This is a genomic window from Terribacillus halophilus (assembly GCF_900101385.1).
Taxonomy (GTDB): domain Bacteria; phylum Bacillota; class Bacilli; order Bacillales; family Amphibacillaceae; genus Terribacillus; species Terribacillus halophilus.
Genome location: NZ_FMZB01000005.1, coordinates 200,474 through 223,516 on the forward strand (window position 1 = coordinate 200,474; position 23,043 = coordinate 223,516).

23 protein-coding genes and 1 riboswitch are annotated in these 23,043 nt (G+C 44.5%); of the genes, 19 read left to right on the top strand and 4 right to left on the bottom strand.

Annotated features, from left to right (window positions below):
• Nucleotides 1-52 precede the first annotated feature (52 nt).
• Nucleotides 53-565 carry a GNAT family N-acetyltransferase gene (locus tag BLQ53_RS10715; RefSeq protein ID WP_093727307.1) on the top strand — a complete coding sequence of 171 codons (513 nt, stop codon included), beginning with the start codon at nt 53-55 and terminating at the stop codon, nt 563-565.
• Here the strand turns inward: BLQ53_RS10715 and BLQ53_RS10720 are convergent.
• Nucleotides 562-849 (bottom strand): hypothetical protein, encoded by a 288-nt coding sequence (locus tag BLQ53_RS10720; RefSeq protein WP_093727308.1) that lies wholly within the window; start codon nt 847-849, stop codon nt 562-564. The two genes, BLQ53_RS10715 and BLQ53_RS10720, sit on opposite strands and share 4 nt — an antisense overlap.
• A gap of 227 nt (nt 850-1,076) precedes the next feature.
• On the opposite strand from BLQ53_RS10720, the gene BLQ53_RS10725 reads away from it, so the two are divergent.
• On the top strand, nt 1,077-1,289 hold the full coding sequence (locus BLQ53_RS10725; RefSeq protein ID WP_093727309.1) for a hypothetical protein: 213 nt from the start codon (nt 1,077-1,079) through the stop codon (nt 1,287-1,289).
• A gap of 42 nt (nt 1,290-1,331) precedes the next feature.
• Here BLQ53_RS10725 and BLQ53_RS10730 read toward each other — a convergent pair whose 3' ends face one another.
• The gene (locus tag BLQ53_RS10730; RefSeq protein ID WP_170829659.1) at nt 1,332-3,074 is read right to left on the bottom strand and encodes a methyl-accepting chemotaxis protein; all 1,743 of its coding nucleotides are present in this window, start codon (nt 3,072-3,074) and stop codon (nt 1,332-1,334) included.
• Nucleotides 3,075-3,197: 123 nt separating this feature from the next.
• Here BLQ53_RS10730 and BLQ53_RS10735 point away from each other — a divergent pair, with 123 nt between their 5' ends.
• From BLQ53_RS10735 to BLQ53_RS10745, 3 genes are all read left to right on the top strand, one after another.
• Nucleotides 3,198-3,671: a VOC family protein gene (locus BLQ53_RS10735; protein ID WP_093727311.1), complete on the top strand. Its 474-nt coding sequence runs from the start codon at nt 3,198-3,200 to the stop codon at nt 3,669-3,671.
• A gap of 177 nt (nt 3,672-3,848) precedes the next feature.
• The gene (locus tag BLQ53_RS10740; protein WP_170829660.1) at nt 3,849-4,664 is read left to right on the top strand and encodes an N-acetylmuramoyl-L-alanine amidase; all 816 of its coding nucleotides are present in this window, start codon (nt 3,849-3,851) and stop codon (nt 4,662-4,664) included.
• Between the two features lie 226 nt (nt 4,665-4,890).
• Nucleotides 4,891-5,979, top strand: coding sequence for an N-acetylmuramoyl-L-alanine amidase family protein (locus BLQ53_RS10745; protein WP_093727313.1), 1,089 nt, complete (start codon nt 4,891-4,893; stop codon nt 5,977-5,979).
• A gap of 40 nt (nt 5,980-6,019) precedes the next feature.
• Here the strand turns inward: BLQ53_RS10745 and BLQ53_RS10750 are convergent, their stop codons facing one another.
• Nucleotides 6,020-6,295 carry a hypothetical protein gene (locus tag BLQ53_RS10750; protein ID WP_093727314.1) on the bottom strand — a complete coding sequence of 92 codons (276 nt, stop codon included), beginning with the start codon at nt 6,293-6,295 and terminating at the stop codon, nt 6,020-6,022.
• 255 nt (nt 6,296-6,550) lie between these two features.
• Between BLQ53_RS10750 and BLQ53_RS10755 the strand changes: the two genes are divergently transcribed.
• From BLQ53_RS10755 to BLQ53_RS10805, 11 genes are all read left to right on the top strand, one after another.
• A complete protein-coding gene (locus BLQ53_RS10755) occupies nt 6,551-6,769 on the top strand; it encodes an AbrB/MazE/SpoVT family DNA-binding domain-containing protein (protein ID WP_093727315.1) in 219 nt (72 codons plus the stop codon).
• Between the two features lie 11 nt (nt 6,770-6,780).
• A complete protein-coding gene (locus tag BLQ53_RS10760; RefSeq protein WP_093727316.1) occupies nt 6,781-7,278 on the top strand; it encodes a cation:proton antiporter regulatory subunit in 498 nt (165 codons plus the stop codon).
• A gap of 3 nt (nt 7,279-7,281) precedes the next feature.
• Nucleotides 7,282-8,499, top strand: a complete 1,218-nt coding sequence (locus tag BLQ53_RS10765; protein WP_093727317.1) for a cation:proton antiporter — start codon at nt 7,282-7,284, stop codon at nt 8,497-8,499.
• 154 nt (nt 8,500-8,653) lie between these two features.
• Nucleotides 8,654-9,622: an AAA family ATPase gene (locus BLQ53_RS10770; protein WP_093727318.1), complete on the top strand. Its 969-nt coding sequence runs from the start codon at nt 8,654-8,656 to the stop codon at nt 9,620-9,622.
• Nucleotides 9,612-10,856 carry a DUF58 domain-containing protein gene (locus BLQ53_RS10775; protein ID WP_093727319.1) on the top strand — a complete coding sequence of 415 codons (1,245 nt, stop codon included), beginning with the start codon at nt 9,612-9,614 and terminating at the stop codon, nt 10,854-10,856. Before BLQ53_RS10770 ends, BLQ53_RS10775 begins: the two co-directional genes overlap by 11 nt.
• A complete protein-coding gene (locus tag BLQ53_RS10780; RefSeq protein ID WP_170829661.1) occupies nt 10,849-13,044 on the top strand; it encodes a DUF4129 domain-containing transglutaminase family protein in 2,196 nt (731 codons plus the stop codon). The genes BLQ53_RS10775 and BLQ53_RS10780 overlap by 8 nt, the downstream gene beginning before the upstream one ends.
• Before the next feature lie 248 nt (nt 13,045-13,292).
• Nucleotides 13,293-14,813, top strand: a complete 1,521-nt coding sequence (gene guaA / locus BLQ53_RS10785; RefSeq protein ID WP_093727386.1) for a glutamine-hydrolyzing GMP synthase — start codon at nt 13,293-13,295, stop codon at nt 14,811-14,813.
• 447 nt (nt 14,814-15,260) lie between these two features.
• The gene (locus tag BLQ53_RS10790) at nt 15,261-15,761 is read left to right on the top strand and encodes an RNA polymerase sigma factor (protein ID WP_093727321.1); all 501 of its coding nucleotides are present in this window, start codon (nt 15,261-15,263) and stop codon (nt 15,759-15,761) included.
• A complete protein-coding gene (locus BLQ53_RS10795; RefSeq protein WP_093727322.1) occupies nt 15,751-16,434 on the top strand; it encodes an anti-sigma factor family protein in 684 nt (227 codons plus the stop codon). Before BLQ53_RS10790 ends, BLQ53_RS10795 begins: the two co-directional genes overlap by 11 nt.
• Nucleotides 16,435-16,531: 97 nt before the next feature.
• Nucleotides 16,532-16,708, top strand: coding sequence for an ATP-binding cassette domain-containing protein (locus BLQ53_RS19445; protein ID WP_212733364.1), 177 nt, complete (start codon nt 16,532-16,534; stop codon nt 16,706-16,708).
• A gap of 90 nt (nt 16,709-16,798) precedes the next feature.
• Nucleotides 16,799-17,608, top strand: coding sequence for a metallophosphoesterase (locus tag BLQ53_RS10805; RefSeq protein ID WP_093727323.1), 810 nt, complete (start codon nt 16,799-16,801; stop codon nt 17,606-17,608).
• A gap of 107 nt (nt 17,609-17,715) precedes the next feature.
• On the opposite strand, the gene BLQ53_RS10810 is transcribed toward BLQ53_RS10805, so the two are convergent.
• On the bottom strand, nt 17,716-18,768 hold the full coding sequence (locus BLQ53_RS10810; RefSeq protein WP_093727324.1) for an FUSC family protein: 1,053 nt from the start codon (nt 18,766-18,768) through the stop codon (nt 17,716-17,718).
• A 181-nt stretch (nt 18,769-18,949) separates the two neighbouring features.
• On the opposite strand from BLQ53_RS10810, the gene BLQ53_RS10815 reads away from it, so the two are divergent.
• The 3 genes from BLQ53_RS10815 to BLQ53_RS10825 all read left to right on the top strand — a co-directional run bounded on the left by BLQ53_RS10815 (nt 18,950) and on the right by BLQ53_RS10825 (nt 23,039).
• Complete coding sequence (locus tag BLQ53_RS10815) at nt 18,950-20,461, top strand: UDP-N-acetylmuramoyl-L-alanyl-D-glutamate--2,6-diaminopimelate ligase (protein WP_244499328.1); 1,512 nt, start codon at nt 18,950-18,952, stop codon at nt 20,459-20,461.
• Between the two features lie 95 nt (nt 20,462-20,556).
• Nucleotides 20,557-20,658: riboswitch (purine riboswitch) on the top strand.
• Between the two features lie 112 nt (nt 20,659-20,770).
• A complete protein-coding gene (locus BLQ53_RS10820; RefSeq protein ID WP_093727326.1) occupies nt 20,771-22,105 on the top strand; it encodes an NCS2 family permease in 1,335 nt (444 codons plus the stop codon).
• Between the two features lie 163 nt (nt 22,106-22,268).
• Nucleotides 22,269-23,039, top strand: coding sequence for a tryptophan-rich sensory protein (locus tag BLQ53_RS10825; RefSeq protein WP_093727327.1), 771 nt, complete (start codon nt 22,269-22,271; stop codon nt 23,037-23,039).
• Nucleotides 23,040-23,043: the final 4 nt, after the last annotated feature.

Sequence of the window (23,043 nt, forward strand, 5' to 3'; positions counted from 1 at the left end):
CTATGGCCGGCGCTTTTTTTCGTATATACTAGTAGAAAAAGGACGTTTTAACATGCAGGACTTCGAATCTGTCTTTAAATTGATGGAGTGTTCATTCCCTCCAGAGGAGCATCGTGGATTCACGGAGCAAAAAGAACTTTTGAATAGGGAAGATTATCATATCCATACGTATGAAAAAGACGGTAGACTGGCAGCGTTTTGTGCAATCTATTCACTGCCGGAATTTTCATTCATCGAACATATTGCGGTTGACGAAGCCTTTCAGGGGCGAGGCATGGGCAGTAAAATCATGCGAGAAATCATGACCATTTCAGATAAGCCGATCATACTTGAGGTGGAGCCTCCAGCCGGATCCGAGGTTGCTGCACGTCGCGTGAGCTTTTATGAGAGGCTTGGTTTTCACCTGCACGACTATCCATATGAACAGCCGCCCCTGAGACCGGGAGCGGCACCCCTTGCTTTACAGCTTATGAGCTACCCGCGAGCCTATGATGCCAACGTGTTCGATAGGGTCAAACAGACGATTCTACAGCATGTTTATGGTAAACGCCATGTATCCCGTTAACGATAATCATGCTTGTCTCTCCGATAAGCGCGGAAAGCGGTTCGCAGGGCTGCATAGCTTCCGATGGCTGCATAGCCATAAAAATACCCCATGAAGATTGCTGCAATAAGATTGTGGGGATGGCTGAAAAAAATGGACAGGATCAATCCGCTCAGTAATGCAATCGTAGGTGTATACTTGCCGGGCAGCGGCAGGAGATGCTTCACGATTTGGGTAAAAATAAGAACGATGGGCACACCAAGCACGGCATCCCAGAAGTTCGTCATGATCATAGGAAATTCCAACGTCCTTACCTCCTTTGTATAACGTATGCTGGGCTGTCCAAACTTATTAAGGTTGGAGGGCATTTTCCTTATAAGCAGAAATACCGTTTAGGAAGCGGATAGGCTGGGGAAACAGATTATTAAGAAAACTAGCAATATAGCAGATGTGAATCTTTACGATTGACGTGCATATATAGGATGGTGTATAGTGTACGTACACTAGATATTGTGTTACGGAGGCCGGTAATATGCAAAGATACTTATTCGAATACAAAATCCTGCCAACTGGTGAAACAAGTGAATTCAGCTATGTTGCTGCTTCTGAGGAAGAAGCACGCCAGTCCATCCAGGAACGTGTGGCAGATTTGGAATTCGTGGAACCAGAAGAAGTCGAAATCGGCAGCTTGCTTCGTACATTGGATGCGAGCAAACGCTATTACGAATGTGAAGGCTGTACCTGATAAAAAGCGACCCGGGGCTTATGCTCCTGGGTCGCTTTTTTTCTATAACTTGAATACAGCAATCGATTCATTCAGCTGACGGCTTATATGTGTCAGTTCTTCTGCAGATGTTGCGATATTGGCAACCGCTTGAATTTGATCGGCGATCGAGGCTGCAATCTCTTCGACACTAGCTGCTGTTTCTTCTGACACACTGGATGCGTTCTGAATGCTATCTGTAATATCATTCGTCTGTGCAGTGACCTGCTTTATTTCCTCGATTAATCTGCTGCCAGCGTTTTTCGTAGCTTCGGCAGCTGCTTCGATAGCTGCGAACTCAGCGGCTGTGGCAACGACGGAGTGGTTCAGCTGTTCTGCCTGCCGTTTATTTGATTCAATACGAACGACATTCTCTGCAGCTTCTTTTGTGATGGAGCTGATCATCTGCTGAATTTCCTTGGTGGCAGCATTGGACTGATCAGCTAGCTTCCGAACCTCGCTCGCAACAACGGCAAAGCCTTTGCCGTGTTCTCCAGCTCGTGCTGCCTCAATGCTCGCATTGAGAGCAAGCAAGTTCGTCTCTTCGGTAATATTCTCGATGACATCCGTAATATGGACGATTTGCTGCAAGTTCTTATCCAGTTCCTTCATTCCAACTGATATAGCATCTACCGATTCCATCGCGGCATTATTAGCCGAGGTCAAGTCATGCATCATATCGCTGCCTTTTGTTGTGGCATCACTTGTTTGAAGTGCGGCTTGAGCGATTGCATCACTTTGTACGGTCATTGTCCTGATGGAATCGTTGAATTTACTCAAATGATATGTCGTCGTTTCCAAATCGGACGCTTGAGAGCCTGCACCTGTGGCAATGTCATCCACCGCCACACCGACCTGCTCACTGCTTGCGGATGTTTCTTCACTTACCGCAGAAAGCTCGGATGCCGCATCGGAAACTTTATCGCTGGATTGGATGATGCTTTCAACCAAATGCCGTAACTCTTCAGACATCTTTGTGAAAGCTTTGCTCAGGATACCTATCTCATCTTTTGTTTCTTTTAAATCTTGTTCTCTAAAATCACCGCTAGCAAGCTGCGCTGCAGCATCTGTCACTGCTTTTAACTGTTGCAGCTTCGGACGGATCAAGAAATAGAAGAGAATAAGGGTAAGTAATGTAATACCTGCTGTTATACCGATTATAATCCATTTTACTTTTATCAAATCACCATAGAACAAATCAGTGTACACAGTAATGCCGACAGTCCAATTCCAGGGCTGGAAGTAGTTCACATAAGCCATCTTCTCCCTGACTTCGCCCGTTTTTTCATCGGTATCATCGTAGCTCATAAAGCTCTCATTATCATCCATTGATTGTGCTAATACTATCAAGTTTTCCCGATTTTTCTTTACGCTGTCCTCTCCTGGCGGGGAACCAATCTCCTCGGATGGGTGGAGCACCATATTCGCTTGGTCGTCATAAGCGATGATATAGCCGGCGCCATTTTTATAATTGAAATTTGATTCCGATAAATCATAGGCGCCGTCCACAATTGGACCGTTCAAAATAGTACGGGCTTCTTCCTGTGCTTCTTCCAAAGTCATTTCCCCATTTTCCACACGCTCATTCAACAGCATAAGGACGCTCGTTGCACTGTTTGCCATGTGTTGCAGGTCCATCTTACCAGCATTGATCAGTTCATTTTTAGCTGTCAGATAGCTGATGGTTCCGACAACTGTACCACAGATGATCGTGATCGTTGCAACTATGATCATTAACCTTACTGCTAAACTATTTCTCTTTTTCATAGCAATCCCCCTCTGAACATAGATCTGTTCACCTATATAATCGGTGTTTGAAAACGTTTGTGAAGTGAAAAAGAAGAAGGATATAAAATTTTTGTATATTTTAATCAGGGAGGTAGAGAGAAGATGACAGCTATTACACATATCGGCATGACAGTTTCCAATTTGGATGCTGCAATCAATTGGTATAAGGAAGCACTAGGCTTCCGAATAATTGCCGGCCCCTTTGATGTGAAAACAGAGGAAGGCGATATGACACGCGATTTGCAAGGTAATCAAGTGAAGCATATCCGGAATGTCCATATGAGTGCGGCAAATCAAGTTGGTATTGAATTATTTGAGTTCATCGTTCCGGAAACCAAGGGAGAGACTGTAAAGAAACCGTGGGAACCAGGAGTATTCCACTTATGTGTTGTGGCAGAAGACGGTGATGTGCATGGACTGGCGAAAAAAATCGAAAAAACTGGCGGGAAAATCATCAGCCAAATATGGACGCTGGATGAAGAAAAAGCATATTTCCTTGTCTATTGTCAGGATCCGTTTGGAAACATCTTGGAAGTTTATTCACATAGTACAGAACAGATATATGCGAATCGTTAAGTCTTCCTTGGCAGTTTTGTAATGGGAAGAAGGTTATGCGGCAATGCCCATGTCTGGAAAAACAAGTCTGTTCGCTAGAACGTCTGCACTCTTTACTGGTTTGGGTCTATCTGACACTCATGCATGTCCCCTATAATTGTGACAACATCTGATTATTGTCAGCAAAGGAGGACATGCATGCATAAGAAACGACATTTATTGATAGGAGTCTTGCTCTTTTTCGGCGTATTCATCCTGCTCTATCCTTCGACTGGTTTTGCTCAAAGCGGAACTGTAAATGTCGATACCACCTTGAATGTTCGTGCTGAGCCGTCAACCTCGTCTGCCGTCATCGGCAGTCTTTATCCAGGTGATACTGTTGATCTGGAGGAGGTTGCAGGCAGCTGGGGCAAAATTACATATAAAGGACAGACAGGATATGTAAGCATGACTTACATACAAACCGAAACGGGCGCCCTGGAAGGAAAGACAATTGCGATTGATGCCGGGCATGGCGGCAAGGACAGCGGAGCCGTGGCAAATGGAGTGCTTGAGAAGAATGTTGTTTTGCCTATCGCGCAAAAAACAGAAGCAAAGCTCCAGGCACAAGGCGCTGATGTGATCATGACAAGATCCGCCGATACCTTCATTGAGCTTGAGGATCGTGCTGCCAAGGCGAATGCAGCTGGAGCCGATGTATTCGTCAGTATCCACGCGAATGCTTCCTCGGACACATCCGCAAACGGTACGGAGGTGTACTATTATCCTGGATCATCCAGCGGTCAATCACTGGCTTCCAGTGTTCAAGATAGTCTTGTGAACCAGCTTGGGTCACGTGATCGAGGCATCAAGAGTGCAGATTTCAATGTACTTCGAAACACAAGCATGCCAGCGGTGCTTGCAGAAATCGGATTTGTCACGAATGCTGCTGAAGCAAAGAAGCTGAATTCGAGTGCATATCAAGACAAAGCGGCAACGGGACTTGTGCAAGGAGTAAAAGAATATACGGAATAATGTATTCCTTTACTCCCGAGGTGAGGCAATGAGGCAGTGAATCTAGTATTTGCTGCCTTTTTGTTTCTAAAAACTTGTTCAAGTGGAGAGGGGAAAGGGCAGTATTCTCAAAGATTAGCGGAATTGTTAATTAAATGTTAAGACTATTAGACTATTAATTAGCAACATATTCATCTATAATGGATGCGAATCTACAAAATTCTACAAAAAACGGAAGGGGAATCGTATGCTAGAAAAACATCTGACGCATCGCTCACTGTTGGTCTTCCTTATTGCACTTATAGCAGTTGTTGCATTTTTACCAGCAACGAGCTATGCGGAAAGCGGAACAATCGATGTATCGACATCTCTCAATGTAAGGGCAGAGCCTGCCGATGATGCAGAAGTAATCGGCAAACTCCAAGGCGGGCAAGCTGTGGAAATCAAGAAAGTAAGTCATGACTGGGGTAAAATAGATTATTATGGGCAAGAAGGATACATAAGTATGGTATTTGTCAGCGGCATCCCAGATACAGGAGCAGCAGAAGCTGACGTGGAACAGATTGCCCAGCCTGCCGATACAACAGAAGGCTATGTCCAGGTCGCGACCTCGTTAAATGTGCGCTCGACTCCAGATATGTCAGCTGATGTGGTTGACAGTCTTTATAACGGCGATGCAGTGTCCATTCTTTCGATTGAAAACAACTGGGCGCGGATAGAACATAATGGCATAATTGGTTATGTGAGCATGGATTATATTACGACAACCGAGAGTCAAGCATCTTATAGTCTTTCACCGTTAAAGGGGAAAACAATTGTGATCGATGCAGGTCATGGCGGGAAGGATAGCGGAGCGATTGGAGATTACTTCTATGAAAAATCAGTCGTCCTATCCATTGCATTGAAAGCACAAGCACAGCTTGAGAACTTGGGAGCGAATGTGATCATGACACGTGATGATGACACATTCGTTGCGCTGGAAACTAGGGCGGCTATGTCAAATGCGGCGAATGCTTCCATGTTCGTCAGTATCCACCTGAATGCTACTTCGGAAGAATTCGTCAACGGAACGGAAGTATACTATTATCCTGATGGCGATACGAGTGTCAAGCTTGCTTCGACTGTACAAGAGAACCTGTCATCCCAGCTAGGGTCGGTAGACCGGGGAACGCAGGCTGCTGACTTCAGTGTCCTGCGCAACACCAATTCACCGGCAGTACTAGCCGAGATAGGTTATATCACCAATTCTGCTGAAGCAGCCAACTTGGCGACTGACAGTTATCAGGAACAAGCTGCCTCAGGAATCGTCAAAGGTCTTGAGAAATACTATCAATAACACAATATGAAACGATGCGGAAGTTCACCGCATCGTTTTTTTATTTTGTCCATTCGACATCTGCTACGTAATAGGAAGCATCGTCCATCAGCTCTTTGTACATTTCGATATAGATCTGATTGATCTCCTGACCATTTTTATCGATGATGTTGCGCCAATCCTGTCGAATCAGCCCTTTATTGGCAGAAGAGGTCTTCTTGGAATAGAGTCGATGTGCATCCGGGATCATTTCCTTCACATAATCGGAAATGCTCCGCTCCAGCATATGCCGGACAACTGCTTCCTTACCTGCAGTATATGCGTATCGAAATTGCATCTTGGTGTTCGTCCTCCTACTATCACGCTATCGATTAGAACGTTTGTTCTCATTTATTATAAAGGAATAAAGGCGGGTTGACTAGTGTGAATCGGCAAAATAAACCTCGCTTATTTGTGACAATTTATTGAACAGTAGAATCAGAAAATCAACAAAAATGAAAGCGCAGCCTTTTCATCAATATTGGGTATGTAGTAAAATCAGTTTGTAAGGAAAGTAAAGAAAGTAAGGAAAACTTGAAAGAAGGGCGAAATCATGGAATTAGCAAAGCTTAGTTCAAAAGGGCAGATCACCGTTCCGAAACATATTCGGGATGTACTGGACGTCAAGGAAGGGGAGCATGTCGCATTCGTCGAGGAAGGCGGAATCGTGTTCATGGCGAAGGCGGATCTTGATTCGATCCATGATCTGCAGGAAATACTAAGTGATAGTAAGTTCAAAGAAGTCGTCCGGAAAGCAAAACAATTGAAATAGGAGGCATCACTATGAATATCCGAGAATCAGATCTACCGGGAATCGGCAGAAAGTTCGAACTTATGACGGAAAATGATGATAAAGTTGTCGTAATCATCCACGATGATGGTCGTCGGGAAGTTTATCATTACGATGATGAGGATTTGGATGAGAGCATCTCTGGTGTCACATTCACCGATTCCGAGGCAAGACAGCTCGCTTCCATTATCGGCGGAATGACGTATAAGCCAAAAGCAGTGGAAACAATCGAAGTCGCTTTCGATGACCTTGTGATTGAATGGTATAAGCTTGGCCCGAGTGCGCCGATTATCGGAAAGAGCATTGGCGAAATCGGTATCCGTCAGAACTATAATATCAACATCATCGGGATCATTCGTAAAGATCATTCCAAACAGTTGAATCCTGGTGTCGATTCGATATTCAAAAGTGGTGACACAATCGTCATTTCCGGTGAGCGTGCAGATATAAAACGCGCCAACAGTGAATTATTTTTGAAAGAAAGGGGATAGGGTATGGACCATTTAGTTTTTGAAGTAGGGACTGCGCTTGTCCTGATTGCAATCGCAGCCATTCTTGCCAACAAGTTAAACTTCTCCATCATCCCGTTTCTCATTATCATCGGGATGTTGGTCGGACCGCATGCACCTAGTTTTGGCATCATTAATCTCCAGTTTGTCCACAGTGAAGATATCATTGCCTTCCTGGGACGGATTGGTGTCTTGTTCCTGCTGTTTTATCTGGGTCTCGAATTCTCCATCGGGAAACTCATTAAATCAGGTAAGAACATTGTTGTAGGCGGCAGTATCTATATCGGAATCAACTTTGGACTCGGCTTCCTGTATCCGTTTGTACTAGGTTTTCCGATCAAGGAAACATTGATCATTGCCGGTATCATTACAATCAGTTCCAGTGCGATTGTTGCTAAGGTCCTCGTCGACCTGCGTCGTACCGGTAATACAGAAACAGAACTGATTCTAGGTATCATTATGTTTGAGGACATTTTCCTCGCAGTTTATCTATCCACTGTATCAGGTTTGGTTTTGGGAGATGCCAATTCCTTTGGCGGAATGATCCTTTCCATTCTGATTGCATTAGGTTATATGCTGTTGTTCTTCGTCATCGCACGGAAAGCAGCACCTCTTTTAAGCAAGCTTCTGCGTATCTCCTCTAATGAGATATTTATCATCGTCATTTTCGCATCATTATTCTTTATTGCCGGTTTCTCGGAAACCATTCACGTTGCCGAAGCAATCGGTGCCCTCTTATTAGGACTAGTATTCTCTGAGACCGATCAAGGCGAACGCATCGAGCATATGGTCGTGCCATTCCGCGATTTCTTCGGAGCCATTTTCTTCTTCAGCTTCGGGCTGAGCATCGATCCGACGACACTCGGTGATGCCGTATGGCTTGCACTTGGAGCAGTTGCCATCACGATCATCGGTAACTTCGTCTCTGGTATGATTGCAGGCCGGCGGGCAGGTCTGTCGCATAAAGCATCGACAAACATCGGTCTGACAATCGTCTCCCGGGGAGAGTTCTCCATCATCATGGCCAACCTGGGAATGGCTGGGGGACTGATGGGCGTGCTGCAGCCGTTCTCGGCCTTGTACGTGCTCATCCTTGCCATCCTTGGACCATTGATGACCAAGGAATCCAAACATATCTTCCATTTCCTCAATAAGATATTCAAATGGCAGGAAGTCAAGCCGAAAAAAGTCCGTCAATCCTGACTATCAAGGAAGGTGCACAAATCGTGTACCTTCCTTTTGTCATGCCAATAAATTTACAAGTAAATAGCTTGCGACATGACCTGTGTGGCAGGTAACATAAAAGGAACACTTGTCCAAAATTTTCTGTCGAATCCATTTTGAAGGGAATGCTTGTATGACAAAACTATCAATCTATCATCCTGCGGTATCGCGGATCATAGAGAATATCAATAAAGTGATCATCGGCAAAGAAGAGCCGGTAGTACTTAGCTTGACAGCACTGCTGGCAGGGGGGCATGTCCTATTGGAGGATGTTCCCGGTGTCGGGAAGACGATGCTAGTCCGTTCCCTAGCCCGTTCTGTCGATTGTGATTTCAAGCGTATCCAGTTCACTCCAGATCTCTTGCCGTCGGATGTGACGGGTGTTTCGATATATAATCCGAAAACGCTTGAATTCGAATTCCGTCCTGGGCCGATTTTAGGGAATATCGTACTTGCCGATGAGATCAATCGGACATCTCCGAAGACGCAGTCTGCAATGCTTGAGGCAATGGAGGAGAAGAATATCACAGTGGAAGGTAATGCTCTGCCGCTGGCTGATCCGTTCTTTGTCATGGCGACCCAGAATCCAGTCGACTATGAAGGTACTTATCCGCTGCCGGAAGCCCAATTGGATCGCTTCCTCCTAAAAATCCGGATGGGCTATCCGAATGCCCAAGAAGAAATGCAGATGCTGGATGCAGTCACAGCCAAGCACCCAATCGGCAGTGTTGAACCTGTCATGACAAAATCAGACTTATTAAGCATGCAAGAAGCGGTGGCAAATGTATATGTCGATCCGCAAATACAGCAGTATATTGTGGATTTAGCGCAAATATCGCGCAAACATCCTGATGTTTATTTAGGACTGAGTCCCCGCGGTTCCATCGCCATGATGCGGGCTGCCAAGGCGTATGCATTCATCCATGGCCGCGATTATTGCATACCGGATGATGTGCAGATATTGGCGCCATTTGTGCTAGGACATCGGATTCTGTTGCGTTCAGAGGCACGTTATGATGGTTTGACGCCAGAACGGCTTGTCCAGCGGCTGCTCGAAACAGTGGAGGTACCAGTAGAGAAGGAATCTGTACATGAAAGATAAGCTGCGCTTTGCTTTCAAGCTTGTGAGCATTTTTTTGCTGGCTATCATCCTGTTTTGCTACAGCATGTTTCAAGGTGGTTTTGTCAGTTGGTTCTTGTTTTACGCTTATGTACCAATTTTGTTCTATGTGCTGCTTGTATTGGCATATCCCCTTGGCAAGTGGAAAGTGGAAAGAACACTCTCGAAGTCATCTATCAAAAGCGGCGGAGAAGTGACTGTCGATATCACGCTGACCCGGGGTTTTCCGTTTCCGCTAGTGTATTTGCAGATGGAAGATTTATTTGATAAGACGTTGTTGAAAATGAGCAGATCGGACGGAACATTCCAGCCTGCCGAGTCGAGACGAATAAAGCAGCGTATCCTGTTTCCTTGGTTCCGCAGGCATCTGCATATCCAATATGTTCTGGACAGGCTACCTCGCGGAGAGCACAGCTTCTATCAAATTCGCCTTCGTACTGGCGATCCATTCCAGCTCGTTGAAAAAGAAGCGGTGTTCGATAACAGGCAGCAGCTGCATGTCTATCCAGCTGAAAGGGAGATAATGGTCGGCAATCCGAATAGTGTGTTTGAAGAAGGGGCTGCGATTGCTTATGCTCCGCGATCGAAGCAGACTAGTGTCGTTTCTGGAATCCGTGAGTACACGCCGGGTGATCGATTCAGCTGGATTGACTGGAAAGCATCAGCAAGAAAGCAGGGTATGATGACGAAGGAATTCGAGCAGGAAAAAAGTGCGGATGTGCTTGTTGTATTGGACAGAAGAGTGGCTCAGCTGGCAGATGATCTGTTTGAATATGCAATTATCATTGCCTTTTCTGTCTATCGGAAGCTGAAAAAGAGAAATGAGCAAGTCGGCTTCATGAGTCTCGGCCAAACCGCCAAATGGCTGCCTGCATCAATGGGCAGTGCCCAGCTTCTGCGGGTCCAGCAGTATTTGACTACCGTACGTCAAGAGGTGGACCCGCCGCGTCTTGAAGCATTGGCAGCGGAGCTGTCCCGGCAGCCGAAGGGGGCGACTGTGTATTATGTGACAACCGGCTTGGATGGCGGGGATCTGTCATTGATGCGCAAGTTAAGACAAAACGGCTATGTATTGACTGTGTTATACATCTGCCATGATGCGGAACTTGGTACAAAGGAGAAGAACCTTTTGCAAGGAGTCCGCCAGCTTGGGCATCAGCTGGATATCTACCCGATACAAAAGACTGCCCGAACGGAGGTGCAGCGAAATGCGTAAGAAAGACCAGCAAATGCTGTGGGTCCGCTATGTGATATATGTCTGTGGGTTCCTTTTGTTTTGGGAATGGCTTCGGCCGCTGGATCAGATCAGCGATACAGGCAATTTACCGATTTTCGTAATTTTCACTGCGGTCTGTTTCCTGCTGTCAGCTATCCGAATGCGCTGGTGGCTCAGTTTCGTGCTGAAGCTTGTCGCGTTGATGATCGTGCTGCAAATATTCCTGATGGAAGAAAACCTGGTATCGGGAGGGTTGCTGTCATTCATCCAGACAGAACTGCCAGCAAATCTGCAATTGTTGTTTACTGGCGAATTTGTATCGCTCACTCCATTTTTCAGGACATTGCTGTTTTTGATCCTGCTCTGGCTGATGAGCTATCTGCTTTATTACTGGTTCATTATCGCCAACCGTATTTTCTTTTTCATCATCATGACATTCCTATACATCGGGATACTGGATACATTCACACCGTATGATGGCAGCGGAGCTGTCGTCCGTGTCTTTCTGGTCAGCTTTTTTGCGCTAGGTATCTCTGCTTTTGCAAGACTTTATCAAGGCGGGGAAAAGAGGCTGTTTCCAAAGCAAATACTGCTGTGGACCGTCCCGCTCCTGGTCATTCTTGCTGTATCAGCTGCAGTCGGGTATGCAGCGCCGAAACTGCCGCCGCAATGGGCGGATCCAGTCCCATTCATCCAGACAATGACAAACAGCAATAATGAAGATGAAGGGGAAGGCGGCATCCAAAAAGTCGGATATGGAGAAGATGATTCCCAACTGGGCGGACCTTTTATGCAGGATAACACACTTGCTTTTTGGACATCGACAGAAGCAAGCGGTTACTGGCGAGTCGATAGTAAAGATGTGTATACAGGCAAGGGCTGGGAGCGATCAAGAGAAACAGCACCGCAAAGTTTTCAGAGCGGAGAGCCGGTCGGTATCGAACTTTATAACGAGGATGTGGCGACAGAGGCTCGGGAAGCCATCGTTTATCCAAGTCAAAACCAAGTGCTGGACAGGCTAGTATATCCTTATGGCGTACAGACATTCTTCAGCGAACCGGTAACTGCTGCGGTTGATGCCGATTTCGGTGTCGTGGAGACGTTCAATCGGGCGCAATATCCGGATGAAAACTATACAATAGCTTTTGAGGAACCGCAGTATAACATCGAAGATTTGCGCAATGATTCCGGGATGATTGATGATAATACCCATTACCGCTATACGCAGTTGCCTGACAATCTGCCGGATCGTGTACGTGATTTGGCAGAGGATATCACTGCTTCTGCCGATACACGGTATGATAAAGCAAAAGCCGTCGAACAATATTTCAACCAAAATGGTTTCCAATACCGGACGCAGGATATCCCTGTCCCGGAATCAGAGCAGGATTATGTCGACCAGTTCCTGTTCGAAAGCAAGATCGGATATTGCGATAACTTCTCTTCTTCCATGGTCGTTCTCCTGCGGGCTGCGGATATACCGGCGCGCTGGGTAAAAGGCTTCACAGAAGGTCAGGCGGCAACCAATCCGAATTTTGCCACACCTGATGGCATGACGTCCTATATGGTTACGAATGCCAATGCCCATTCATGGGTGGAAGTGTACTTCCCGGATACAGGCTGGGTCCCATTTGAGCCCACACAAGGTTTCACCAACCCTGCTGATTTCGTTAGTGAGGAAGATACCGAAAGTGAGACTCCGGAAACAGAAACAGAAACTCCTCCTGAACAGGAGGAGCCGGAGCAAGCGCCAGAACAGCCAGAGGAACAAGAAGAAGCGCCGGTACAGGAAAACCAGCCGGCTGCTGCCTCGAGTGTTCATCCACTGTATTGGATCATCCCGTCTGCTTTGCTGCTGCTGCTGCTGGCAATTATCCTGTATCTGACTCGATACAGATGGCTGACAGCTTATTATGTGCGGAAATATCGACAGGAGCAGTCTGAGGAAACGTATGGAAAGGCTTATCATTATTTGCTGCGTCTTTTGGCGCATAAAGGTTTCAAGCGTCATTCGAGCCAGACGCTCAGGGAATATGCCCAGCTTATCGACGAGGAGTTCGGCAATAAGTATATGTCCGAGCTGACCGCCGAATACGAACGAATATTATATCGCAACGAAAAAAGTGCTCCTGCATGGATAAATGCCGTCGAATTGTGGGAAAATTTAATTAAACAAGCGGCATCTTGACCCATTTTAGGCACATTGATAGAATAAGAGGCAATAAGCACCTTCAGAAAGAGGCGGCGACAGCTGCCGATATCCAATGAAGGCTTGAGCCGACTACGTTACTTTGCTGGATTCCGCCTTGAACACGGCGCGGATTCAGCTTCTGTTTTTTCATGACGTGATAAAGGTAAAATGTGGTGCCTGCACCCGACCTGCTTATATCTAGAGAACAAAGAAGGAGTGGACAGACTTTGGATATCGATACAGATATGATATTGGTACTGGACTTTGGCAGCCAGTACAATCAATTGATCACAAGGAGGATCCGGGAGTTCGGTGTATACAGCGAATTGCATTCCCACAAGCTAACAGCAGATGAGATCCGTAAGATGAACCCGAAAGGCATCATCCTTTCCGGCGGACCACACAGTGTGTATGACGAAAACAGCTTCCGCTGTGATGAAGAAATCTTCGAACTTGGCATCCCGGTATTGGGCATCTGTTACGGTATGCAGCTGATGACACAGCATTTTGGCGGAAATGTACAGCGTGCTGACAGCCGCGAATACGGCCGTGCGGAAATCACGCTGACAAACCCTTCTGTCGTGTATAAGGACTCACCGGAAAAACAGCTTGTTTGGATGAGTCATGGCGATAAAGTATTGGACCCAGCACCAGGCTTCAGCGTAGATGCAACAAGCCCGTCCACCCCGGTTGCGGCAATCAGCAATAAAGAGCGCAATCTTTACGGTGTGCAGTACCATCCTGAAGTACGTCATTCGGAGTACGGAAACCATTTGCTCAAGCAGTTCGTTTTTGACGTCTGCCATGCAAAAGCGGAATGGACGATGGAAAACTTCATCGAGATGGAGACGGAAAAAATCCGTCAGCAAGTCGGTGACCGCAATGTACTCTGCGCATTGAGCGGCGGAGTGGACTCCTCTGTAGTTGCAGCCCTTATCCACAAAGCAATCGGCGATCAGCTGACTTGTATTTTTGTCGATCACGGTTTGTTACGTAAAAATGAAGGTGCAATGGTCGAGAAAACATTCCGTGATCAATTCAAGATCAACCTAGTTGCAGTACATGCACAAGATCGTTTCTTGGGCAAGCTGAAAGGTGTGTCAGACCCGGAAGAAAAACGGAAAATCATCGGTAATGAATTCATTTATGTATTCGATGATGAAGCATCCAAGCTTGAGAACATGGACTTCCTTGCACAAGGTACACTGTATACGGACATCGTAGAGAGTGGTACGGAAACGGCTCAAACGATCAAATCCCACCACAATGTTGGCGGACTGCCGGAAGATATGCAGTTTGAATTGATCGAGCCTTTAAAGACATTGTTCAAAGATGAAGTCCGTGAACTGGGAACAGAGCTTGGTTTGCCGGATGCAATCGTACACCGTCAGCCATTCCCAGGTCCAGGTCTGGCAATCCGTGTCATCGGTGAGATTACGGAAGAGAAACTTGAGATTGTCCGTGAATCTGATGCGATCTTGCAAGAGGAAATCGTAAAAGCAGGTCTTGATCGTGACATTTGGCAGTACTTCACCGTGCTTCCAGGCTTCAAGAGTGTCGGCGTAATGGGCGATGCGCGTACGTATGACTACACACTGGGCATTCGTGCGGTAACAAGCATCGACGGCATGACATCCGACTGGGCACGTATCCCGTGGGATGTACTGGAGCGTATTTCAGTACGTTTCGTCAACGAAGTGAATCATGTAAACCGCGTCGTGTATGACGTGACAAGTAAGCCACCAGCAACGATTGAGTGGGAATAAGAAGCTAACTTGATTTGAAGAGAGAACGCCTATTTAACAGTGTTTATCTTAATCTTAAATTGACAAATTGGTATAAAATAATATAGTTCCCTGCCAAAATCCCTGCCAAAAATAAAATTTGGTAGGGATTATTATTATTATTATTTGAAAATTACATGAATTGTGTTTTTAAACATCTCTATTGGAAGGGACACACATTCTGCCTACGCTGGTATAGATTAACGTCAAAAAACCTGAACTTACGCGTATCTTTGTTTCAAGATTCACGTCAATAGTTCGGGTTTTCATTTAGCTAAAACACTTTTGTTTCAGCCTCTCTATTATTTTAAACTTTTAAAAATTTAAAGAAAAAAATTAAAAAATATTGTAACGAATCAACACATTCTTGGATAAATAGATGAGTAAACTTTTTAGACGCTTGCTCAATATATGAAAAGGAGGTAAATGGTGAGCACAGAAGATGTCTATCAAGAATATGCGGACTTTGTCTTTAAATACTTATTAACTCTAACCAATAATGATTATCAATCTGCAGAAGAAATGACACAAGAGACATTTTATCAGGCGATTAAGTCCATCGAAAACTTTCACGATAACGGAAAAGCGAAATTTTCTACATGGCTCTGTTCGATTGCGAAAAATGTGTGGCTACAGGAACTGAATCGTGAAAAGAAAAGACATCAATTGGCGGAATCATTAAGTGATGAAAAAGCGCTATATTATGATTTGGAAGAAGATTACTTTAGAAATGAAGATAAAATACATTTTTTCAAACAAACACACCAGCTTAGTGAGAAAAAGCGGGAAGTTATTTATCTTAGGCTATTAGGAGATTTATCTTTTAAAGAAATCGGCTCTATTTTAGGAGAATCAGAGAATTGGGCGAGAGTAACATTTTACCGGGCAAAACAACTAATAAGAAAGGGTGACAAAGCAGGTGAATCATAATGTTTTTAGAGATTTAGTTCCAAACTATCTCGAAAATTTAACGAGTGAAGACACGAATAGACAAATGGAACAACATATGGAGCAATGTGAGGACTGCCAGGAGTATGTCAATGAAATGCGAGAAGACTTATTCATTGAACGTATAAATGAACGAAAAGAAGAGAAGAAAAAAATCGACTATTTAAAAAAGGTGCGCTCCAAAAGCCAAAAAAAGATTTTTATGATTATAGGGACACTGTTATCTTTTTTTCTTGTCTTATCTATTAGCTATTATTTTCTCTTTGTCCATATGTGGATAGCGGATGAAAATAATGTGCAGACAACTATTCATCAGCAAGATAATATTGTCACAGTCACTTTTCAATCAAAAAAAGATAATCGATATCTTTTAGCTAAGAAAGAATATGGGGATCAAGAGTATGGGAATCAGATTATCGTATACGAAAGTTGGAACATTCTTACAGATACAAAATTGAATCAGTTTTCAGAATTAGCTATTTCCCTCCAAGATGGAACTGACATCACATATACATTTTTGGATGAAAACACCTTATTACTGCCTAATGGAGAGGAAAAAAAACTGACAGATAAAGACAAATTGCAGATTATATATAAAAACAGTACGGAAGAAATTTTATTAAAGGATTTATACAAAAATGTAGAGATTAATTAGAGGAGGTTGGTTTATATGACTTTAGAAATTAATAATAATTTGAAAACATACTAGTATTAAATGATATTACCGTTGTATTTGAATCGGTGTTTATGGTTTGCTTGGTGCAAACCCAAACGGATCAGGTAAAACGACGTTAATGCGTATTATTTGTGGCTTAATTAAGGCAAATGAGGGGGCAGTTATTTATAACGGTGAAGATACGAATGAAAAATCTGATTCATTTCGAACTATATTAGGGTTCTTACCTCAAGATACTATTGAGTGGGAATAAGAAGCTAAAATAATTTATACTAAAATACAGAGTTCTTTTTAAAGGAGAATCTATAAAATAGGCTTGTTTCTTATGGAGGTGGGAGTGTAAGTGCCAAAGCTTTATGCAATGAGTGACATTCATGGATGTTACGAAGCAATGATGGATACATTGCGTTTAGTTGATTTGGATACCAGTGAGGAAAATAAATTGATACTTTTGGGAGATTACGTTGATGGCGGTGCAGACAGCTGCCGGGTGCTTTACCATATCAAACATTTGGAGGAACAGTATCCAAAACAAGTGATCACATTATTGGGTAACCATGAAAAAATGTTCATTGACTGGTATACAACACTAGACGATAAGTCAAGATGGCTTACACACGATTTTAACTTACTTACGATCAAAAGTTTCTTTTCCGGAGAACGGTTTGAAATGATGGAAAAACAGCCAGTGATGACAAAAGGCTCTTACTATGAAATAAGTCATTATATCGTGCGAATGATGAAAGAGAAACATGAAGGGTTATTGAATTGGCTTTCTGAAAAAAATACACGGCTTCCGTATTACGAAACAGAAAATCAAATATATGTTCATGCTGGTATCTGTGAAGAAGATGGAGAGCATTGGAAGCATGCAACGAAGACGAATGATTTCTTTTGGAAATATCCTGCCGAAACAGGTATTTTCATGAAAGATATCATTGCGGGTCATGTATCTACTGCAGAGGTTGCGGATGATAAAAGTTATCTGGGAAGAGCTTTTTGGGATAAAACGAGTCATTTTTATATAGATGGGGAAACCGTGAAAAGTAACATCATTCCATTATTAAGGTATGATGTTTGTAAAAAGTCATACTCCAGCTATGAAAAGGAAAAAAATGGTTATTGGTTGGAGTACCCGATCGTGAAGAGATGATTCATATTAGCATCTAATTAAAATTGCTTGCTATTCAGTTTATATCGATTTCTTGAATCCAAGGGAATACATATTGAAATATCTCAATATATCCAGAGGCCATGCTATCAACCAGATAGCATGGCCTCTTTTTGTACAACCAGATTGAGTTTTTCGGGTTGCTTGGCCTCAATGAGCTGATGGATGGATAGCAATTCATACAAGTAAATACTTTCAATCGGAAAGTAGCCATCTTCCGTATTTTTCGGCATGTCAATGCTCCAGAACAGCTGGAACAATTCCCGAAACGGCCTTTCGTCTGTTGGACTGTCATGATTCATCCAATGGTCCAGATTCACTTGGACAGCTTCCGCAGCTTCGATGAAGCGATGACGCTGTGTCGCATTCCAATGCAGCGGTTTGCCGCTCCGGCCAGCATGGATCAAATTCCAAAGATGATAATGGATGAGCTTCAACTTTTCGGTTAGAGCTGATTCTTTATCCAACAGCGCTTTTGCTTTTGAATTCGGGAAATGATAACGCATTTCCAGCTGCTGCTGCTGTATGTACTGCTCCAGCAATAATCGTTCTTTGGTCAGTTGGTGAAAGGATCCTGTCAAACTTTGAACCGGCTGATCTCCTTCAGCTTGCTTGATTCTGAAGTCTACAAATGTTTGTAACAGCTGATTTGTATGTGCAATGACCAACTCCAGCTGATTGCGAGATTTCTTCAGATAATCAGGAGGCAAGATGAGCATGTTCACGATCGTGGAAATGATGATTCCGATAATGCTCCCGCCGAGACGGGCCCAAAAGTCCGCCCAAAGACTCGTGTGCTCCACGTCGATCATGGCCACTGCTGTAATCGTCGCGACAATCAATCCAGCATGCAGCTTCAGTTTATAGCAGACTAAAATTGTCAAAAAAGCCGCTGCCGTGTAGGTCAGCGGGGAAGCACCGAATAAGAAGATCGAAAGGACAGCGAAACCTGCTCCGACCATACTGGCGGGCAGTCGTATCAAACCTTTTTGGATGGAGGCATGTATCGTCGGTTCGATTGTGACGATGGCGGCAATGACCGCAAATGCTGGTGTTATGTTAACTAGTTCACAAACTAGTGCGGTAAAAAATACAGCAATCCCTGTTTTCAGGACACGGCTGCCGATAAAAGACTTCTTCACTTATGTCAACACCTTTGATGTAGCATGTTTACATTATAAAGTGGATAAAGCAGGTAATCAATGGTTGAATCTGGAATAGCCTAGTTCCAGATTCATGATTCCCCCCAAGGATTGTATAACCGCTGCAGGTTCCGGGCAAAAGAAGAAAACACTTGGACCGGAATTACAGGGGGTAGCCATGATGATCAATTTGATGAAACAGCATAAAGTCGAATTTAAGCGGATTTACGGTGCTTCTAGTACGATCGCCAATGATGTCCGATTTGATTCGCGTCATGTGAAAAAGAATGACGTATTTGTTTGTATAAAGGGAGAAAATCATGATGGGCATACCTTTATTGAGGATGCCATTGCAAAAGGTGCTTCCATCATCGTCGGCACAGATGAAGATTTGCTGAAATCTTTTTATAGCGAATATGAGGATCGTACCTTCCTTATCGTGGAGGATGCCCGACTGGCAATGGCGCAGATGGCAGTGCTGTTATCAGGGGAAGTTTGGAAAAAAATTGTGACCATTGCTGTGACCGGCACCAATGGGAAGACGACCGTGGCTGCGTATGTCCGTTCGCTGCTGAATCAGCTTCAGTTGCGGACCGCTTCGATTGGCACATGCGGTATCATCACATCCAAAGAAAAACTGGACTTCCACAAAAGCACTCCTACTACGCCGGAATCCGCAGATTTGCATATGCTGTTCAAACAACTGGAAGCAGAAGGTGAGAAAGCAGTTGTCATGGAGGCGACATCGATTGCGCTGGAACAAAAACGTACGGCAGCGATGACATTCGATGTTGCTATTCATACTAATTTATCGCCGGAGCATCTGGAATATCATAAAACGATGGATAATTACAAGCACGCGAAATTGAAACTTTTCAAGCAAGCAATTTGTGCAATCGTGAATGTCGATGACGAAGGGATGTCCCGTGCTATCCTTGATATGTATAAGGGGAAGATAGTGACATATAGCCTCAAGGAGCAGAGCGGTGCCGATTTAATCGCATTGAATCGGCAGACGGACATGCATGGTACGCGATTCGATCTTCATGCTGAGGGGGAGCTTTACGCCGTTCAGGCACCGATTTTTGGTGACTATAATGTGGCTAATCTGCTTGCTGCAATCGGAACAGCAATGCATCTCGAATTTGATTTGAAAGCGATTGTGGATGTTTTGAGTGCAATGGAGAGTCCTGAAGGGCGTTTTGAAGTGATGGAACAGTATGGCAATCGGAAAATCATTCTTGATTATGCCCATACACCGGCCGCATTGGATCAGCTGTTGGTCGCTGTGAACGCGATTCCGTATCGGCGTTTAATCGTGATGATCTTGGGAGTTGGTATCCGTGATTTCGGGAAGATGCCCCAAATGGCACAGACGATCGAGGGGCGGGCAGATGAGATTGTCGTGTCCGTAGATCATCCCGGGTTTAATGAGCCCAAAGCCATCATTGATGCGGTCTGTAAAGGTTTTTCTGATAGCGTCCAGAATGTGTCAACAGCCCAGACGAGAACAGAAGGTATCCGACTAGCGCTCGATCTCAGTCAAGAAGGTGATATTGTCCTGCTCACCGGCGGACAGATCAATGGCGCCCAGATTGTCAGAGGAGAGGCAGTACTGCATTCCGATCATGCTGTCATTCAATCCTATTTCGAAGAACAACATGCAAAAAAGATACGGTCCACCATCAGTTGAATAAAATGGAAACGATTACTAATACTATTATTGGGTCTATTTACCGAAAAAACATTGACGAAGCAGGTAAGATGCTTTTATAGTGAAAGAGTACTGATACTATATATTTTCGTCTTCGTATAATTTTGGGAATATGGCCCATAAGTTTCTACCAGGTTACCGTCATTAACCTGACTACGCTGACATTTCATTCTGAGTTACATACGCAGATGTGGTGTAGATAGGAACGCTTCTTGCTTTTAAAGCAGAAGTGTTTTTTATTTGAAAGCTTATCCTGCCCAATCGAAGCAACAGGAGGAGTAACAAGTTATGAAACGTTTTTTCCGTTTTGACGAATTGAACACATCTTACCGCACCGAGATAATTGCCGGTATCACGACATTCTTGTCGATGGCATACATCCTGTTCGTCAATCCGAATGTGCTGACTTTGCAAGGTGTGCCTGACAGCGCAATAAATGGCGGCCGTATGGACGCCGGTGCAATCTTTACTGCTACAGCAATCGCATCTGCAATTGGTACCCTGATCATGGGTGTTTTCGCTAAATTGCCGATAGCGCTTGCTCCTGGTATGGGATTGAATGCATTCTTTGCTTTCACCGTTGTCCTGACTTACGGAATTCCATGGCAAACTGCATTGGCAGGCGTGTTTGCTTCTGGTGTGATTTTCATGATTCTTTCTCTTTCTGGTTTACGTGAACTTTTGATCAACGCAATTCCGCCGACTTTGAAGCTGGCAGTCGGTGCAGGTATTGGACTTTTCATTGCTTTCATCGGTTTGAAGAACGCCAATCTCATTGTTATGAGTGAGGATACAGTCGTGGCTTTAGGAAATATCCACAGCGGTCCGGCACTGTTAGCTATCTTTGGTATCTTTGTTACAGCAATTCTCTTGGTTATTGGATTCCGCGCAGCGATCTTCATTGGGATGATCATTACGGCAGCTGCAGGTATGATTGTCGGTTTGATCGATCCGCCCACTGCAATTGGTGACGTTGTCGGAAGTGTACCAAGTCTTGCTCCTACGTTTGGCGCAGCATTTGCACATTTTGGTGATATCTTCACTATTCAAATGCTGACTGTCATCTTGACTTTCCTATTCGTCGATTTCTTTGACACAGCTGGAACATTGGTTGCTGTTGCTACGAAAGCCGGTTTGATGAAAGACGGCAAGCTTCCGAATCCAGGTCAGGCTTTGCTTGCGGATTCTGGTGCTACTGTGGCAGGCGCAGTGCTTGGTACTTCCAATACGACTGCATATGTCGAATCAACAACTGGTGTAGGCGCAGGCGGCAGATCAGGCTTTACAGCAGTCGTCACTGCGATTTGTTTCCTTTTGGCATTATTCTTCAGCCCGCTGTTATCAGTCATAACCAATGAAGTAACAGCACCAGCTTTGATTGTGGTTGGTGTACTGATGGCCACTTCCTTGAAGGAAATCGAATGGGATAAAACGGAGCTTGCTGTACCAGCTTTCTTCACGATTCTCATGATGCCGCTGACAGGAAGCATTGCTACAGGTATTGCGGTTGGATTCATCTTCTACCCGCTTACCTTGCTTGTTAAAGGACGCGTGAAGGACATTCACCCTGTCATGTGGTTCTTGTTCGTCATCTTCCTGTTATACTTCATCTATTTGGCATAAACGAAGGCCGCTCCGATTGGGGCGGCTTTTTTATGGGCGAAAAATGACAGTTTTATGGTCGGATTTTACCTTTGTGCGTTGATTGCGGCGGTGGCGGGTATAATTGTATTATACTTACGAGAGATTATGATCGTCTGTCAGTGGGCGAGGAGGAGGAATTTACATGAGTAATCGTTCAGTGAAGCTGGCTTGGTTCAGCTTGCTGGCTTATATCGCAGCAATCGCCGTCAATTATCTGTCCAATGCCTTGCCTCTTGGAGGGAAGACTATGCAGCAATTATCCGACCAGCTTGGCGTATTGTTCCAGCCAGCAGGATATGCGTTCAGTATTTGGGGAGTCATCTATTTATTCGTTCTGATATGGGTAATCCGATTATTTTTGCGGTCTACACGTGAATTGGAATGGTACGCAAAGGCTGCAGGAGCATTCATTGCCAGCTGCATTTTTAATATTGCCTGGCTATTCAGCTTCCATTATGAGTTATTCAGCATCTCTATCATCCCGATGGTGGCGCTGCTCATCTCCTTGATCATCTTGTACCAAACCGTCTCGACCTCATCAGATCGTCGGAAATTTGATTTGTTTCCGTTCTCTATCTATATTGGCTGGGTATCCGTCGCTACTATTTTGAATGTCGGTATTTTATTTGTGTCGCTTGGTGTAGATAATATAGAAGGATGGCTTTTGTCAGGGGAAGTGTGGACCATCATCCTGCTGATTGTCGGAACAATCCTGGCAATTGGCTTTATGCATATATTCCGTGATAGCATTTACTCGCTGGTATTCGTTTGGGCGTATTTTGCAATCGCTGCTGCCAGGGCAGAGGATTTCCCGGCAATAACAGCAGTAGCCAGTATTATGGCGGTGATCATCCTGATTGCGATACCGATTCATTTATTCCGGAGAAAAAAACGTAAGCAGTATGGTTATTGATGCA